The sequence below is a fragment of the Phreatobacter aquiterrae genome (assembly GCF_053471285.1).
In genome coordinates, this window is sequence record NZ_JBJPHW010000003.1 from 443,979 (window position 1) to 459,011 (window position 15,033).

General features: G+C 68.3%; 16 protein-coding genes. 11 read left to right on the forward strand and 5 right to left on the reverse strand.

From position 1 onward, the window contains the following. Nucleotides 1-25 precede the first annotated feature (25 nt). Both ACJ4V0_RS07245 and hemC read right to left on the reverse strand, forming a co-directional pair. Entirely contained in the window at nt 26-766 is a 741-nt protein-coding gene (locus ACJ4V0_RS07245) for a uroporphyrinogen-III synthase (protein WP_448298881.1), read from the reverse strand. Beyond that, the gene (gene hemC / locus ACJ4V0_RS07250; RefSeq protein WP_448298882.1) at nt 766-1,695 is read right to left on the reverse strand and encodes a hydroxymethylbilane synthase; all 930 of its coding nucleotides are present in this window, start codon (nt 1,693-1,695) and stop codon (nt 766-768) included. The genes ACJ4V0_RS07245 and hemC overlap by 1 nt, the downstream gene beginning before the upstream one ends. A 91-nt stretch (nt 1,696-1,786) precedes the next feature. Between hemC and tsaD the strand changes: the two genes are divergently transcribed. The 5 genes from tsaD to ACJ4V0_RS07275 all read left to right on the forward strand — a co-directional run bounded on the left by tsaD (nt 1,787) and on the right by ACJ4V0_RS07275 (nt 5,941). Next, nucleotides 1,787-2,869 carry a tRNA (adenosine(37)-N6)-threonylcarbamoyltransferase complex transferase subunit TsaD gene (gene tsaD / locus ACJ4V0_RS07255; RefSeq protein ID WP_448298883.1) on the forward strand — a complete coding sequence of 361 codons (1,083 nt, stop codon included), beginning with the start codon at nt 1,787-1,789 and terminating at the stop codon, nt 2,867-2,869. A gap of 13 nt (nt 2,870-2,882) precedes the next feature. After that, nucleotides 2,883-3,875 carry an NAD(P)H-dependent glycerol-3-phosphate dehydrogenase gene (locus ACJ4V0_RS07260; RefSeq protein ID WP_448298884.1) on the forward strand — a complete coding sequence of 331 codons (993 nt, stop codon included), beginning with the start codon at nt 2,883-2,885 and terminating at the stop codon, nt 3,873-3,875. Nucleotides 3,876-3,903: 28 nt separating this feature from the next. Beyond that, the gene (locus tag ACJ4V0_RS07265; protein ID WP_448298885.1) at nt 3,904-4,194 is read left to right on the forward strand and encodes a hypothetical protein; all 291 of its coding nucleotides are present in this window, start codon (nt 3,904-3,906) and stop codon (nt 4,192-4,194) included. Then, entirely contained in the window at nt 4,195-4,617 is a 423-nt protein-coding gene (locus ACJ4V0_RS07270) for an EVE domain-containing protein (RefSeq protein WP_448298886.1), read from the forward strand. It abuts the gene before it with no gap. A 112-nt stretch (nt 4,618-4,729) separates the two neighbouring features. Continuing rightward, nucleotides 4,730-5,941, forward strand: a complete 1,212-nt coding sequence (locus tag ACJ4V0_RS07275; protein ID WP_448298887.1) for a CaiB/BaiF CoA transferase family protein — start codon at nt 4,730-4,732, stop codon at nt 5,939-5,941. 23 nt (nt 5,942-5,964) lie between these two features. Here the strand turns inward: ACJ4V0_RS07275 and ACJ4V0_RS07280 are convergent, their stop codons facing one another. Both ACJ4V0_RS07280 and ACJ4V0_RS07285 read right to left on the reverse strand, forming a co-directional pair. Then, nucleotides 5,965-6,495 carry a hypothetical protein gene (locus tag ACJ4V0_RS07280; RefSeq protein WP_448298888.1) on the reverse strand — a complete coding sequence of 177 codons (531 nt, stop codon included), beginning with the start codon at nt 6,493-6,495 and terminating at the stop codon, nt 5,965-5,967. Next, nucleotides 6,492-7,655: a serine hydrolase domain-containing protein gene (locus ACJ4V0_RS07285; RefSeq protein WP_448298889.1), complete on the reverse strand. Its 1,164-nt coding sequence runs from the start codon at nt 7,653-7,655 to the stop codon at nt 6,492-6,494. The genes ACJ4V0_RS07280 and ACJ4V0_RS07285 overlap by 4 nt, the downstream gene beginning before the upstream one ends. 261 nt (nt 7,656-7,916) lie before the next feature. Between ACJ4V0_RS07285 and acs the strand changes: the two genes are divergently transcribed. From acs to ACJ4V0_RS07305, 4 genes are all read left to right on the forward strand, one after another. Beyond that, a complete protein-coding gene (gene acs, locus ACJ4V0_RS07290; protein ID WP_448298890.1) occupies nt 7,917-9,866 on the forward strand; it encodes an acetate--CoA ligase in 1,950 nt (649 codons plus the stop codon). Nucleotides 9,867-9,952: 86 nt separating this feature from the next. Beyond that, the gene (locus tag ACJ4V0_RS07295) at nt 9,953-10,687 is read left to right on the forward strand and encodes a hypothetical protein (RefSeq protein ID WP_448298891.1); all 735 of its coding nucleotides are present in this window, start codon (nt 9,953-9,955) and stop codon (nt 10,685-10,687) included. A gap of 36 nt (nt 10,688-10,723) precedes the next feature. Beyond that, nucleotides 10,724-12,157 carry a M48 family metalloprotease gene (locus ACJ4V0_RS07300; RefSeq protein WP_448298892.1) on the forward strand — a complete coding sequence of 478 codons (1,434 nt, stop codon included), beginning with the start codon at nt 10,724-10,726 and terminating at the stop codon, nt 12,155-12,157. Between the two features lie 91 nt (nt 12,158-12,248). Then, nucleotides 12,249-13,016 (forward strand): SDR family oxidoreductase, encoded by a 768-nt coding sequence (locus ACJ4V0_RS07305; protein ID WP_448298893.1) that lies wholly within the window; start codon nt 12,249-12,251, stop codon nt 13,014-13,016. Between the two features lie 13 nt (nt 13,017-13,029). Here the strand turns inward: ACJ4V0_RS07305 and ACJ4V0_RS07310 are convergent, their stop codons facing one another. Then, on the reverse strand, nt 13,030-13,560 hold the full coding sequence (locus tag ACJ4V0_RS07310; RefSeq protein ID WP_448298894.1) for a L,D-transpeptidase family protein: 531 nt from the start codon (nt 13,558-13,560) through the stop codon (nt 13,030-13,032). A gap of 133 nt (nt 13,561-13,693) precedes the next feature. On the opposite strand from ACJ4V0_RS07310, the gene ACJ4V0_RS07315 reads away from it, so the two are divergent. Both ACJ4V0_RS07315 and ACJ4V0_RS07320 read left to right on the forward strand, forming a co-directional pair. Beyond that, nucleotides 13,694-14,380 (forward strand): response regulator transcription factor, encoded by a 687-nt coding sequence (locus ACJ4V0_RS07315; RefSeq protein ID WP_448298895.1) that lies wholly within the window; start codon nt 13,694-13,696, stop codon nt 14,378-14,380. Between the two features lie 117 nt (nt 14,381-14,497). Then, complete coding sequence (locus ACJ4V0_RS07320; protein ID WP_448298896.1) at nt 14,498-14,965, forward strand: cyclic nucleotide-binding domain-containing protein; 468 nt, start codon at nt 14,498-14,500, stop codon at nt 14,963-14,965. Nucleotides 14,966-15,033 lie beyond the last annotated feature (68 nt).

Here is a 15,033-nt window from a genome sequence, read left to right on the forward strand (position 1 = left end):
CTCCCGCTTGCCCCGTCTGTGAGGTCTAGCGCGCGGGAGCGTCCTGCCGCAACCCGATTGAGGTCGCAAGGACGGCCAGCAGCGAGGCCTCGTCGGGGCGGACTGCCGAAACGACGCGTGGCGCGGCGAGAGGTTCCAGCGCCGCGGCGACGGCCGGCGAGAGGCAGGCATGGAGCGGATGCCGGGCGACCCCGGAGAGACCCGCGGCGCTGACGAGATCGGCGAAGACCCGCGCTGAACGCGGCGAATAGTGCAGGACCGCGTCGATTGTTCCCGCTTCAAGGGCCTGTCGCGCTGCCTGAAGAAGCGTGCTTGCGGCGACCATGCGGTAGATACTCGGGCTGACGACGGTCAGGCCGCAGCCGGCGAGCGCGGCGGCAAGGTCCCCGGCCCGCTCTTCTCCCCCCGGATGCAGAAGGGTCGCCCCCGCAGGGAGCCGCTCCTCGTGGATGAGGCGGACGAGCGCCTCGATGTCGCCGGCCGCCGACCGGACGTCCGTGAAGCCGGCATCGCGCAGCATCGCCGCCGTGCGGTCGCCGACGGCGAAGACCGGACGCGGCCGGAGCGCGGCGCGCCACCCTTCCGGCATCATCGCGACGGTGCGCGGGCTGGTGACGGCCATGGCCGCGGCGCGTGCCACATCGATGTCGACGGGCAATGGTTCGGGCGCAAAGTGCGGGGCGACGAGGGCCTCATGGCCGAGATCGGCCAGCTTAGCCGCAGTCCGGCCCGCCTCCGGCTCCGCCCGTGTCACCAGGACCCGCATCAGGCCGGGCCAAAGAAGCCGCCGCCGCCCAGGGCCTTGAGCTCGGCACCGGCATCGCGGCCGAGCGCGACGGCGTCGGCGCGCGACCCCTTTCGCCGCGTCACATGGCTTTCGCTGCCGTCGGGGCGCAGGATCTCCCCGGTGAACGACAGGGTATCTCCCTCAAGGGTCGCGAGGCCTCCGATCGGCGTGCGGCAGGATCCGTCGAGCACAGCGAGGAAGGCGCGCTCGGCCGCGAGAGCGGTCGCGGTGTCCGGATGATCGAGAGGCGCCAGCAGGTCGAGGGTGCGCTGGTCGCCCAGCCGCGCCTCGATGCCGATGGCGCCCTGTCCGACGGCCGGCAGGAAGCGGTCTGTCGCGACGATTTCGGTCACTTCGGTCGCGATGCCGAGGCGCTTCAGGCCGGCCATGGCGAGCATGGTGCCGGCAACCTCGCCGGCGTTGAGCTTGGCCATGCGCGTCTGGACGTTGCCGCGAAAGGTGATCACCTGGAGGTCCGGCCGCTCGCGCCGGAGCTGGGCCTGGCGGCGCAGCGAGGAGGAGCCGACCAGGGCGCCTTTCGCCAAGCCGGCGATGGTCGGGGAGGTGCGGCCGATGAAGCCGTCGCGCACGTCCTCGCGCGCGAGAAAGGCGACGAGCCCGAGCCCCTCGGGAAGCGTCGTCGGCATGTCCTTGGACGAGTGGACCGCGAGATCGATGCGGCCATCGATCAGCGCCTCCTCGATCTCCTTGGTGAAGAGCCCCTTGCCGCCGGCTTCCGACAAAGGCCGATCCTGGATGGCGTCGCCGCTGGTCTTGATGACTTCCACGGCGATGTCCTCCTCGCCGACGCCATGGGCGCGGGCGAGAAGACCGCGCACCTGATGGGCCTGGGCGAGAGCGAGGGCCGAGCCGCGGGTGCCGATGCGGAGGAAGGGCGATTGCGCCATGGGAAGGTCCGGTGATACGCGAAGCGCGCGATCATAGCGACGGATCGGCGGACCGGAAGTCCCGTCGTGCCGACGGCGGGGGATGGACTTCATGCTGGTTCTCGGGATCGAGACCACCTGCGACGAGACGGCGGCCTCCGTCGTTCGCGTCGACGCCGACGGGCGCGGCACGATCCTGTCCAATGTGGTGCGCTCGCAGATCGAGGAGCATGCGCCCTATGGCGGCGTGGTGCCGGAGATCGCGGCGCGCGCCCATGTCGAGATCGTCGACCGCGTCACCGCGCAGGCGCTGCGCGAGGCCGGCATTGTCGCAGGCGATCTCGATGCCATTGCCGCCGCGGGCGGGCCGGGACTGGTAGGTGGCGTTCTCGTCGGCCTCACCACCGCCAAGGCCATGGCGCTGGTGCTCGGCAAGCCCCTCGTCGCCGTCAACCATCTGGAGGCCCATGCCCTGACGGCCCGCCTCACCGACAATGTGGCCTTTCCCTATCTCCTGCTGCTTGTCTCCGGCGGGCATACCCAACTCCTCGCCGTCAACGGCGTCGGCGACTATGCCAAGCTTGGCACGACCATCGACGATGCCATCGGCGAGGCCTTCGACAAGGTGGCGAAGCTCCTCGGCCTCGCCTATCCCGGCGGTCCCGAAGTCGAGCGCCGCGCCATGGCGGGTGATTGTCGCCGCTTCGCCTTTCCCCGCCCGCTGATCGGCCGGCCGGAGCCCGACTTCTCGCTGTCCGGACTGAAGACGGCCGTGCGGCTGAAGGTGGAGGACCTCCGCGCCGCATCAGGCGCGCTCACCGGCCAGGACGTCGCCGATGTCTGCGCCTCCTTCCAGGCTGCGGTGGCCGACATGGTGGCCGACCGCTGCAAGGTCGCTATCCGCCTGTTCCGGGAGCGCCATGGCGCGCCCACCGCGCTGGTGGCGGCCGGCGGTGTCGGTGCCAACCAGACCCTGAAGGCCGTATTGCAGAGGACGGCGGATGCGGCCGGCTTGCCACTCGTCGTGCCGACGCCGAAGCTGTGCACGGACAACGGGGCGATGATCGCATGGGCGGGCGCCGAACGCCTGAGAATGGGTTTCAGCGATCCGTTCGACATCGCGCCGCGCGCCCGCTGGCCCCTCGACGCTGGGGCTGCGACCATCGGCTCGGGGCGGCTGGGCGCCAAGGCATGAACGGAGCTACGGCATGACGCAGGACGATCCCCTCGCCGTTCTCGGCGCCGGCGCCTTCGGCACGGCGCTCGCCAACGTCGCGGCGCGCGCCGGACGGCGGGTGACGCTGTGGGCGCGCGAGGCGGCGGTCGTTGCCGAGGTCAATACGCGCCGCACCAATGCGCGCCGGCTCCCCGGGGCGACGATCCACGAGCGGGTCACCGCCACGGCTTCGCTGGAGGAGGCGGCCGGCAACGGGATGGTGCTGGCCGTGGTTCCGGCGCAGGCGCTGCGCGAGGTGACGCGGTCCATTGCGCCTTGGCTTCGTCCGGGAACCGCCTTCGTCATCTGCGCCAAGGGAATCGAGCGCGGCTCGGGCCGGTTCATGTCGGAGATCGTCGAGGAGGAGGCTCCGGCGACGGTTCCGGCGATCCTGTCGGGGCCGAGCTTTGCCGCCGATATCGACCGCGGCCTGCCGACCGCCGTGACGGTCGCGGCCCGCGAGGAAACGGAAGCACGGCGCATCGCCGCGGCGCTCGGCTCCCCGGCCTTCCGCCTCTATCACACCACCGATCTGCGCGGCGTCGAGATCGGCGGCGCCACCAAGAACGTGCTCGCCATCGCCGCCGGCATCGTCGCTGGCCGCCGCCTTGGGGCGAGCGCCACGGCCGCGATCACGGCGCGCGGTTTCGCGGAGCTGTCGCGGTTCGGGGCGCATTTCGGCGCGAAGCCGCAGACGTTGATGGGCCTGTCCGGCCTCGGCGACCTCATCCTCAGCTGCGCCAGCGTGCAGTCGCGCAATTTCGCCCTCGGCCATGCGCTTGGAGAGGGCAAGGGCCTCGACCTCGTCTCCGGCAAGGGGGCGCTTGCGGAAGGCGCCCTGACTGCCGAGATACTGGTGGAGAAGGCCCGCGAGGCCGGTGTCGACATGCCGATCTCGGAGGCCGTCGATGCGGTTCTCGGCGGCATCATCGACGTCGACCAGGCGATCGTGCAGCTGATGGCGCGTCCGCAGCGGGCGGAATGAATTCGAGCGAACGGGACGGGGTTCAACGATGACCAATTTCTTCGACAAGCTGGCGCGCGGCGTCGAGGCGGCGACCAAGGCGATGGGCTCCGATCTGGTGGCCGAGACCCACCCCTTCGACCTGACCCACTCGGTGGTCTTCCCGGTCGCCAAGCTGATGAAGCGGCGCACCGGCGGCGAGCCGATCGTCGTGGTCGAGCTCTCCGACAGCAAGACGACGATGACGCTCGCGGAGTTCGACCGCTTCGTCACCGAAATCGACGCTTTCCGCAAGCTCATCCCGACGGCCTCCGGCGCGCCGAAGATCGAGGGCGAGTGAATGGCGCACTGGCTCTACAAGTCCGAGCCCTTCAAGTGGTCCTGGGACCAGCAGGTGAAGGCCGGCGCCAAGGGCACCTTCTGGGACGGCGTGCGCAACCATGCCGCCAAGCTCAACCTGATGCGGATGAAGACGGGCGATCGCGGCTTCTTCTATCATTCCAACGAGGGCAAGGAGATCGTCGGCATCGTCGAGGTGATCCGCGAGGCCTACCCCGATCCGACGGCCGAGGCTGGCGAACCCTGGGTTGTGGTCGACATCAAGGCGGTGAAGCCTTTGAGGGCGCCGGTCAGCCTCGAGGCGGTGAAGCACGAGCCCAAGCTCGCCGACATGGCGCTGCTGAAGCTGTCGCGGCTCTCCGTGCAGCCGGTCACCGATGCGGAATGGGCCATCGTCTGCGCCATGGGCGGGATCGATCCGTGACATCCCGGCGCGACCTGCGCTGAGCGCCGATCACCGCTTCGACGTGGCGGGTTCGCAAGTCTCGCCAAGCCGACTACAATCGGCGAAACGCCGTTTCGTGAAGGCTCCACCCATGTCCCAGCCCACCGCGCCGCGCGGCCCCCTCGCCGGCATCCGCATCCTCGATCTCACCGCCGTCATCCTCGGGCCCTATGCCACGATGCTGCTCGGCGACATGGGGGCGGAGATCATCAAGGTGGAGAGCCCGGGCGAGGGCGGCGGCGACATCATGCGCTGGCCGGGCTCGTGGCCGGCCGAGGCCGGCGCCGGCATGGGCCCGCTATTCATGATGTACAACAAGAACAAGAAGTCGGTGGCGCTCGACCTGAAGCGCCGCGAGGATCAGGAAGCCTGCATCGCGCTGGCGAAGACCTGCGACGTCGTCTGCTCCAACATGCGGATGGACACCGCGGCACGCCTGAAGATGGACTACGACAGTCTGAAGGCGCGGATTCCGAACCTCATCTACATCCATGCCGCCGGCTTCGGCGCCGAGGGTCCCTATGCCGGCCGCCCGGCCTACGACGACCTGATCCAGGGCATTTCGGGCGGCGCCGACATCCTCCCCCGCGTCGACGGCAATCCGGCGCCGCGCTACCTGCCGACGCTGGCCGCCGACAAGACGGTCGGCCTGTTCATGGTGCAGGCGGTGCTCGCAGCGCTGTTCCACAAGCAGCGCACCGGCGAGGGGCAGTTCGTCGAGGTTCCGATGTTCGAGTGCTACACGCACTTCGTCATGCACGAGAACCTCTACGGCCACGTCTATGACCCGGCTCCCGCCGGCACCGACTTCGGCTATGCGCGCATTCACAATCCCGACCGCCGGCCCTACCAGTCAAAGGACGGCTGGATCGGCATCCTGCCCTATTCCGACAAGAACTGGGCCGACTTCTTCGTGCTGGCCGGGCGTCCGGAGCTGAACACCGACCCGAAGTTCTCGACCTACCGGGCGCGCATGGTGAACATCAAGGAGCTCTACTCCATGATGGACGCCATGGTCGCGACGCGGACCAACGACGACTGGGCCAAGGTGCTGACCGAGAAGGCGATCCCCTTCGCGCCGATCAACCGCTTCGAGGACCTGATGGACGACCCGCACCTCAAGGCGGTCGGCTTCTTCCGCAAGCAGGCCCATCCCGACGGCTACACCTGGGTCGACATGAAGCACCCGGTGAACTACGCGGCCTCGCCGGCCTCCACCCGCCTCGCCCCGCCGAAGCTCGGGCAGGATACGGCCGAGGTGCTGAGGGAAGCGGGCGTCGAGCTGCCGAAGGCGGCGGAGTAGGTGACAAGACGACCGGGCCGACGTCACCGGGTCTTGCGTCGGCGACTTTCGAGCTCTTTGTTGAGGCGCTGGAAACTGGAGATCAGCTTTCCGCCCTCTCCGAGCGCTTCCTCCGCCTTCTGGATTTCATCCCTGAACTCACGCACCGGAAAGTGGCGCAACTGTTGAGTTGTGAGGTCTAGATTCTTAAGAAGCTTTGCTGCTGCTGTCGGCCTCAGAAGCCACGCACCATCCTCTAATACCAGCGTCATGTGGCATACAATATTTCGCTGTTTGAACACACGCTCGACTCGGTCGATATGCTTCTTAAGTCCTGATTTCCAATCGGCATTCGGGATGAATTTTGCTCGTTCCTTTAGTATTTCAATTTTCCTTTGAGGGTCAAGTGTCGCCACAACCGGTATGGTCATTGCAGATGACCCAAGATCTAGCACTTCTACTAGAAGCTTATTCAGTTGGTCGTCAATGGCATTTGCTATAAGAACTAGTTCGCCAACGATCGCGTAAGCTTCTCTATGCGCATTTGCTTCATCAGTTGATTTTTCCTCGGTCACGATAGCCCCCGATAGACCTCCGCCTCGAACTCGCGGAACAGCTTCACCGCGCGCGGATCGAAGAAGGGCACGATCTGGGTGAGGAAGACGCCGGCGATGCCCTTGGCAGGGTCGATCCAGTAGAAGGTGTTGGCAAAGCCCCCCCATGACAGGGCGCCGGCGGAGCGGCCCTCTTCCGTCGGCTCGCGGTTCATCTGGAAGCCGAGGGTCCAGCCGGTCGGTTTGCCGCGGAAGAAATCGGCGCTGCGCAGGCCCATGGGCGACATCAGGCCGAGCGCCGGCACGGTCAGTTGAGGGATCTGGTCGGTCATCAGGCCGGAAATGCTGTCGGATGCGAGGATGCGCGCGCCGCCCAGCGCGCCCTTGCCCAGGATCATGCGCAGGAAGGTGAGATAGTCGCCGGCGGTCGCATACATCCCGCCGCCGCCGGAGGCGAATTCCGGCTCCTGCACCACCACCATGTCGGTCGGCACATAGGTGCCGTCCTCCTTGACGCCGTGCACCGTGGCGCGGCGGGCGTGCTGGTCCGGCCCGAGGCGGAACATCGAATCCGTCATGCCGAGGGGCGCGAAGATGCGCTCCCGGAACACGGCCTCCAGCGGCTTGCCGGTCACCGTCTCGACGATGCGGCCGGCCCAGTCGGTGGAGATGCCGTAGATGAAGGCCTCGCCGGGCTCGGCGATCAGCGGCGCGCCGAGGGAGGCAATGCGCCCGGTGTTGGTCGCCGGCATGCCCGTCGCTTTCATGTATTTGCGGATGGCCGAGGAGGCGAAGTCGTAGGAGTAGCCGGAGGTGTGGGTGAGGAGGTGGCGGACGGTGACGGGCCGCGCCGGCGGGCGCGTCAATGGCCGCCCCTCGGCGTCGAAGTCGTACAGCAGCTGCGCCGTGCCGATCCCGGGGGCGTAGGTCTCGGCGGGCGCGTCGAGCGCGACCTTGCCCTCCTCGACGAGCTGCAGCAGCGCGGCCGTGGTGATCGCCTTGGTCATCGAGGCGATCCAGGCAACCGTATCCGCAGTCATCGGCTGTGCCTCACCGAGACGGCGGACGCCGAAGGCACCCTCGTAGAGAACGCCGTCGCGGTTTGCGACCATGGCGACCACACCGGGAACGTCGCCGCGGGCGGCCGATCGCGCGAGGAGGGTGTCGAGGGCGCTGGTCATGGGCAAGGAATCCGCGGCATTGGCAGGGGCGGTCAGCTTTGACGCCTGCCGCGACGGGGGCAAGTCGGCCGAAGCGCCAAGCCGGTTGCGCGCGATGCGAGCGACCAAAGTGTGAGACAGGCCTCTCTTGAGCCGGTGCGCCGCGCCGACGTATGGTCGCGGCTGAATACGGGAGGCGCCCGGTCGAACGGGCTGCCCCATGGGGAAACGGCATCGCTACCCGGTATCGTGGACGGGCGGCGACCATCGAGAGGGACCGCCATGTCGGAAAAGCTCTATCCCGTCACCGCCGACTGGGCGTCGCGCGCCTATGTCGACGAGGCCAAGTACAAGGCCATGTACGAGGCTTCGGTGACCTCGCCGGAAGCCTTCTGGGGCGAGCACGGCAAGCGCATCGACTGGATGAAGCCCTACACCAGGGTGAAGAACACCTCCTATGACCCGCACAACGTGTCGATCCGCTGGTTCGAGGACGGCACGACCAATGTCTCATACAACTGCGTCGACCGGCATCTGGCCAAGCGCGGCGATCAGGTGGCGATCATCTGGGAGGGCGACGACCCGAAGGATGATGCGAAGATCACCTACCGGCAGCTCCATGCCGAGGTGATGAAATGGGCCAACGTGCTCAAGAGCCAGGGCGTGAAGAGGGGCGACCGGGTCACGCTCTACCTGCCGATGATCCCCGAGGCCGCCTATGCCATGCTCGCCTGCGCCCGCGTCGGCGCCGTCCATTCCATCGTCTTCGGCGGCTTCTCGCCGGACAGCCTCGCCGGCCGCATCGAGGACGCCGACACGGCGGTGGTCATCACGGCGGACGAGGGCCTGCGCGGCGGCCGCAAGGTGCCGCTGAAGGTCAATGTCGATGCCGCCTGCGACAAGGTGCCGGGCGTCGTGAAGAGCGTCATCGTCGTGAAGCGCACCGGTTCGGCGGTGGCGATGAAGGAGGGCCGCGACCACTATTATGCCGACCTCGCGGCAAACGTGCCGGATGACTGCCCGCCGGAGCCGATGAACGCCGAGGATCCGCTGTTCATCCTCTACACCTCGGGCTCCACCGGAAAGCCCAAGGGCGTGCTGCACACCACCGGCGGCTATCTCGTCTATGCCTCGATGACCCACCAGTACGTCTTCGACTACAAGGACGGCGACATCTACTGGTGCACGGCGGACGTCGGCTGGGTCACCGGCCACAGCTACATCGTCTACGGGCCGCTCGCCAACGGCGCGACGACGCTGATGTTCGAGGGCATCCCGACCTATCCGTCGATCTCGCGCTTCTGGGACGTGGTCGACAAGCACAAGGTCAACACCTTCTACACCGCGCCCACCGCCATCCGCTCGCTGATGGGGGCCGGCGAGGAGCCGGTGAAGCGGACCTCGCGCGCCTCGCTGCGCCTCCTCGGCTCGGTCGGCGAGCCGATCAATCCGGAGGCCTGGGAGTGGTATCACCGCGTCGTCGGCGAGGGCCGCTGCCCGATCGTCGACACCTGGTGGCAGACGGAGACCGGCGGCATCCTCATCACCCCGCTGCCGGGCGCGATCGCGCTGAAGCCGGGCTCGGCGACGCGGCCCTTCTTCGGTGTGCAGCCGGAGATCGTCGATTCCGAGGGCAAGGTGCTGGAGGGTCCCTGCGAGGGCAATCTCGTCATCGCCGATTCCTGGCCGGGGCAGATGCGCACGGTGTTCGGCGACCACGAGCGCTTCGTGCAGACCTATTTCTCGACCTATGCCGGCAAGTACTTCACCGGCGACGGCTGCCGGCGGGACGCCGACGGCTACTACTGGATCACCGGCCGCGTCGACGACGTCATCAACGTCTCCGGCCACCGGATGGGCACGGCCGAGGTGGAATCGGCGCTCGTCGCCCATCCGAAGGTGTCTGAGGCGGCGGTGGTCGGCTATCCGCACGACATCAAGGGTCAGGGCATCTACGCCTATGTGACGCTGATGACCGGCGAGGAGCCGAGCGAGGAACTGCGCAAGGAGCTCGTCGCCTGGGTGCGCAAGGAGATCGGCCCGATCGCCTCGCCCGACCTCATCCAGTTCTCGCCCGGCCTGCCGAAGACACGCTCGGGCAAGATCATGCGCCGCATCCTGCGCAAGATCGCCGAGGACGAGTTCGGGGCGCTGGGCGACACGACGACGCTTGCCGATCCCGCCGTCGTCGACGATCTCATCAACAACCGGCAGAACCGCAAGGGCGCCTGACCTCTCTCCGGCGGGCCGGGCCCACTCCCGGCCCCTGTTGACGCGAGCGCCGCCCGGCGCTCTCAATGGCCGGGTGGAGCCCGGCCATGACGCGCCTGTGGAGCCTTTTCATCCGTCTGGTCGCGGCGGTTCTGGCCGTTCCGGCGCTCGCCTGCGCTCCCGAACGACTCGAGCCCGTCTCCGGCCTCAGGCCCGACACGCCACTGACGCTTGCCGCGCCGGACGGGCGGCGTTTCCGTCTCGTCGCCCTCAGCGGGGACGCCGCCGTGCCGGCGGATCGCGTCGTCCGCGTCGCCATCCTCGGCGGGCCCGATCGTCACGAGCGGCTGCCCGTCATCGCGCTCGGCGCCGACGGACCGGTGGAAGCCGTGATCCTGCGTGACGGCGGCGCGCGTCTCACGCCGTCCCGTCTCGTTCCGCGCGACTGCTGGCGCCTGATGGAGGCCGCGGAGACGGACGCCGTTACCGCCCGGCGTGGCATCTGGGCAACGGCTGATGCAATTCTCGATACAAATGACGCCGAGGCCCTGAAGGCCGCGGACGGGCGCTTCGTCGTCGCGACGGGCCGGGTTCGCAGCGTTCGTACCGTCAATCGCATCACCTACGTGAATTTCGGGCCGCCCCGGTCGGGGGCCCTGACGGTGACGATCCATGATCGCGACATGCCGGCTTTTCGCGAGGCCGGGCTTGAACCTGCCGCAATCCGTGGGCACATGCTGCGGGTGCGCGGGACCGTGACGATCCGGCGCAGCCCCTTCATCGCGGCGGCGATGCCGGAGGCGATCACCACCGCACAGGCGCCGGTCCGCGGCGCGAGGTAGCCCAGGACCGTGTTTCGGTTCGCAGGAGCAGAGACAGTGCTGTGTCGGGCGGTCAGGCCGTCGATGCTGGCGCTCGCCCTGTTTCTGGGGTCCTGCGCCACAGCTCCCGAATCGACCGTGTCCGTTCCCGAGCCGGTTCCGACGGAAACGCGGCTGCCACCGCTGACGAGCCGCGACCATGGCCGCATCCTCACGGCCTTCGGGGGTGAATATACCGCGCCAACGGTCGAGCGGCTGGCCAACGAAATCCTCGACCGCCTCGCCGCCGCCTCCGACAAGCCGGACCAGCGCTACCGCCTGACCATCCTCAATTCGCCGAGCATCAACGCCTTCGCGCTGCCCTCGGGCCATCTCTACATCACGCGCGGCATGCTCGCCCTGATCAACGACGTGAGCGAGTTCGCGGCCGTCCTCGGGCATGAGATCGCCCATGTCTCGGCGCGGCACGCCAGCCAGCGCGAGGACCAGGTCCGCACCAGCGAACTGGTCGCCGTGATGCGTGCGCGCCTGCTCAACGACATGGCCGGCGCCGAGGCGCGGCGCGAGGCGGCCCGCGTGTCGCTGGCCAGCTTCTCCCGCACCCAGGAACTGGAGGCCGACGTGATCGGCGTCGCACTGGTCGCCAAGGCCGGTTACGACCCCTATGGCGCCTCGCGCTTCCTGCAGACCATGGACCGCAACGCCAGCCTCAGGACGCCGACGCAGGCGGCCGGCGGCGGGCCGGACTTCATGGCGTCCCATCCCTCGACGCCCGATCGTGTTCGCGAGGCCGTCCTCGCCGCCCGACAGCACATGGCCCCCGAGGGCCGGCCGCGTGACCGCGAGCGCTACCTCCGCGCCATCGACGGCATCACCTTCGGCGACGATCCGCGCCAGGGTTTTGTGCGCGGCCGCAGCTTCATCCACCCCCGCCTCGGCTTCACGGTCACGGCACCGGAGGGCTTCACGCTGGAAAACTCGCGCTCGGCGGTCACCGGCCTCGGCCCCAGCGAGATGGCGATCCGGCTCGACGTGGTCCGCGTCCAGGCCAACCAGGCGCTGACCTCCTACCTCTCCTCGGGCTGGATCGACGGCCTGTCCGAGACCACGGTCGAGGCGGTGACGGTCAACGGCTTCCAGGCGGCCACCGCAGTGGCCCGCGGCAGCGACTGGTCGTTCCGCATCTTCGTGGTGCGCTTCGGCAGCGAGGTCTACCGCATCATCTACGCGGCCCGTGACCTGAACGGCGAGGTCGACGCCAGCTTCCGGGCCTCCATGGAGACGTTCCGCCGGCTGACCGCCGCCGAGGCCGCGGTCAAGCCGATCCGGGTCCGGACGATCCGCGCCGGCGAGGGCGACACGGTGCTGACCTTTGCCCGGCGCATGCAGGTGCCCGACCGCGCCGAGGAGCGGTTCCGCGTGCTCAACGGGCTTTCCGACGGCGAACAGCCGCGGGGCGGGGAACTGGTCAAGTTCGTCGCGGAGCAATGACTGCCATACAAGGCGATGTCGGCGCTTGCGTCCGGTCGCGCCTTGGCCTTTGCTCCTCGGCCGAGCGAGGAAACGACAAAGGCAATCCACCATGACCCTCAAGACCTTCGACCTGACCGGCCGGCGCGCCCTCATCACCGGATCGGGCAGCGGCATCGGCCTCGCCTATGCGGAGGGCCTCGCCGGCGCCGGATGCGAGATCGTCCTCAACGGCCGCGACAAGGGCAAGCTGGCGGGCGCCGAGGCGGCCCTCAGGGCGAAGGGTTTCAAAGTGTCGTCGAGCGCCTTCGATGTGACCGATCCGGCCGCCGTGACGGCCGGCGTCGATGCCGTCGAGCGCCAGATCGGGCCGATCGACATCCTGGTCAACAATGCCGGCATGACCATCCGCCAGCCCCTGGAGGATTTCGCCGACGACGCCTGGCGCCGGGTGATGGCGACCAACATCGACAGCGTCTTCTATGTCTCCAAGGCGGTGGCGCGGCACATGCTGCCGCGCGGCTACGGCAAGATCATCAACACCTGCTCGGTGATGAGCGAGCTCGGCCGGCCCTCGATCGCCCCCTACACCGCCTCCAAGGGCGCGGTGAAGATGATGACCAAGCAGATGGCGGTGGAATGGGGTCGCCGCGGCATCCGTTCCAACGGCATCGCCCCGGGCTACTTCAAGACGGAGCTGACCGACGCGCTGGTGAAGGACGAGAAATTCTCCTCCTGGCTCGAGGCGCGCACGCCGCTCGGCCGCTGGGGCGATGTCTCCGAACTGCAGGGAGCCTGCGTGTTCCTCGCCTCCGCCGCGTCCGATTTCGTCACCGGCCATGTCCTCTTTGTCGACGGTGGCCTGACCGCATCGGTCTGAGCCTCCGCCACGCCTACCTGACCACCATCACGGCGTGGCGCGACAGCCGCGGCAGGATCCTGGCGAAGTCGGCGATACGGATGGCGACGCAGCCCGCCGTCGGCGTGAAGCCGTCGCGGGCGCCGTGCCAGAAGATGGCGCTGCCCTTCAGGCGGCGGACCGGCGCGTCGTTCCAGCCGAGTTCGACAATGGTGTCGTAGAGATGATCGCCGCGCATCAGGCGCTCCTCGGCCGGTCCGGGCGGGCGGCGGATGAGGCGGTTGTAGCGACGGTCGGCCGGATCGTCGCACCAGACGTCCTCAGGTCCGATCGGTCGGACCGGCCGCAGGGTGCGCGGCCTGACAAGGCGGTCGGCACGATGGAAGACGCGGCGCAGCGGCAGCCGGGCCCGCGGCGTCGCTCCGTCACCCTCACGCTTGTCGGAGCGTATGCCGCCGCGGCCGAGCGCGCAGGGAAAGGCGGCAAGGCCGACATGCAGCATGCCGCGGCTGCGCCGGCCGGGCAGCGCGTGGACAAAAATCCGTGTGATGCGGCCTTTCGCCATGAAAATGTCATCCATATCTTGCGGAGGCATGCGGTCGACCGCCTGATGCGGCCGGCCGTTTGCGCGCAGAGCGCTTCTGTGTCCCATTATCGGGCCCGTGCACGCGGTTGCCCATCTTTCCCCGGGTGATTCGATGAGCCAAGTCCGCAAGATCCTGCTTTGCGACGATGATGCCGACATGCGCGAGGCGCTGTCCGAGCAGCTGGCGCTCCACGAGGAGTTCGACACGACGAGCGTCGATTCGGCCAGCAAGGCGATCCAGGCCACCAAGGCGGACCACTACGACCTCCTCGTCATGGATGTCGGCCTGCCCGACATGGACGGGCGCGAGGCCGTCAAGATCATGCGCAAGGGCGGCTTCAAGAGCCCGATCATCATGCTCACCGGCCACGATACCGATTCGGACACGATTCTCGGCCTCGAGGCTGGCGCCAACGACTATGTGGTGAAGCCGTTCCGGTTCGCCGTGCTGCTGGCCCGGGTGCGCGCCCAGCTGCGCCAGCACGAGGCGAGCGAGGACGCGGTGTTCCAGATCGGCGACTATTCGTTCCGCCCCTCCTCCAAGCTGCTCGTCACCGAGAAGAACGGCAAGATCCGCCTGACGGAGAAGGAGACGGCGATCCTGCGCTATCTGTACCGTCAGGGCATCAAGCCGGTGTCGCGCGAGATCCTGCTGTCCGAAGTCTGGGGCTACAATTCGGGTGTCACCACCCACACGCTGGAAACGCATATCTACCGCCTCCGGCAGAAGATCGAGAAGGATCCCGGCAACGCCACTCTTCTCGTCACCGAGGGTGGCGGCTACAAGCTCGTCCCATAGGCCGTTTCCGAACTCCCTTTCGACGACGAAACGATCTATCGTCCCGGTGCGTCCGTTCCAGCGGTGCGCGGGCCGTGACGCTGCCCCCTGTCCTGCCGGTCGTGCAAAGCGGAGCCCATGGCCCTCGACGACGACATCGCCCTTCTGTCGCGCGTTCCGCTGTTCGCAGGTCTGGGCGGAGAGCCGATCCGTCTTCTCGCCTTTTCCACCGAGACGCGGTTCCTGCGGGCCGGCGACGTGCTGTTCAAGGAGGGCCAGGCGGCCGACTGTGGCTATGTGGTCGCCGCGGGGCAGATCGCGCTCACCCATGACGGCGGCCTGAGTGAACACCTGGCCGGGCCGGGCAGTCTCATCGGCGAGATCGCGCTGATCGTCGAGACGCTGCGGCCGGCGACGGCGACGGCGCGCGATGCGGCGACCGTCCTGCGGATACCGCGGGCGCTGTTCCGCCGCGTCATGACCGAGTTCCCCGAGGCGGCGCACCGCATTCACGAGGATTTCCGCGAGAAGATGCGGGCGACCACCGCCGATCTCCTGCGCGTCGGCCGCCTCTTCGAGCAGGACGGGCGCCGCCGTCCGTCTTGACGCGGGGTCAGCCGGCCACCAATGTCCCGACCGGTGTCCGGTCTGTGGCCGTGACGCAAGGCCGCGGA

Coding starts and splice junctions, on each gene's coding strand:
- ACJ4V0_RS07245 (WP_448298881.1), bottom strand. CDS start 766: ATGCGGGTCCTGGTGACACGGGCGGAGCCGGAGGCGGGCCGGACTGCG.
- hemC (WP_448298882.1), bottom strand. CDS start 1,695: ATGGCGCAATCGCCCTTCCTCCGCATCGGCACCCGCGGCTCGGCCCTC.
- tsaD (WP_448298883.1), top strand. CDS start 1,787: ATGCTGGTTCTCGGGATCGAGACCACCTGCGACGAGACGGCGGCCTCC.
- ACJ4V0_RS07260 (WP_448298884.1), top strand. CDS start 2,883: ATGACGCAGGACGATCCCCTCGCCGTTCTCGGCGCCGGCGCCTTCGGC.
- ACJ4V0_RS07265 (WP_448298885.1), top strand. CDS start 3,904: ATGACCAATTTCTTCGACAAGCTGGCGCGCGGCGTCGAGGCGGCGACC.
- ACJ4V0_RS07270 (WP_448298886.1), top strand. CDS start 4,195: ATGGCGCACTGGCTCTACAAGTCCGAGCCCTTCAAGTGGTCCTGGGAC.
- ACJ4V0_RS07275 (WP_448298887.1), top strand. CDS start 4,730: ATGTCCCAGCCCACCGCGCCGCGCGGCCCCCTCGCCGGCATCCGCATC.
- ACJ4V0_RS07285 (WP_448298889.1), bottom strand. CDS start 7,655: ATGACCAGCGCCCTCGACACCCTCCTCGCGCGATCGGCCGCCCGCGGC.
- acs (WP_448298890.1), top strand. CDS start 7,917: ATGTCGGAAAAGCTCTATCCCGTCACCGCCGACTGGGCGTCGCGCGCC.
- ACJ4V0_RS07295 (WP_448298891.1), top strand. CDS start 9,953: ATGACGCGCCTGTGGAGCCTTTTCATCCGTCTGGTCGCGGCGGTTCTG.
- ACJ4V0_RS07305 (WP_448298893.1), top strand. CDS start 12,249: ATGACCCTCAAGACCTTCGACCTGACCGGCCGGCGCGCCCTCATCACC.
- ACJ4V0_RS07310 (WP_448298894.1), bottom strand. CDS start 13,560: ATGGCGAAAGGCCGCATCACACGGATTTTTGTCCACGCGCTGCCCGGC.
- ACJ4V0_RS07315 (WP_448298895.1), top strand. CDS start 13,694: ATGAGCCAAGTCCGCAAGATCCTGCTTTGCGACGATGATGCCGACATG.
- ACJ4V0_RS07320 (WP_448298896.1), top strand. CDS start 14,498: ATGGCCCTCGACGACGACATCGCCCTTCTGTCGCGCGTTCCGCTGTTC.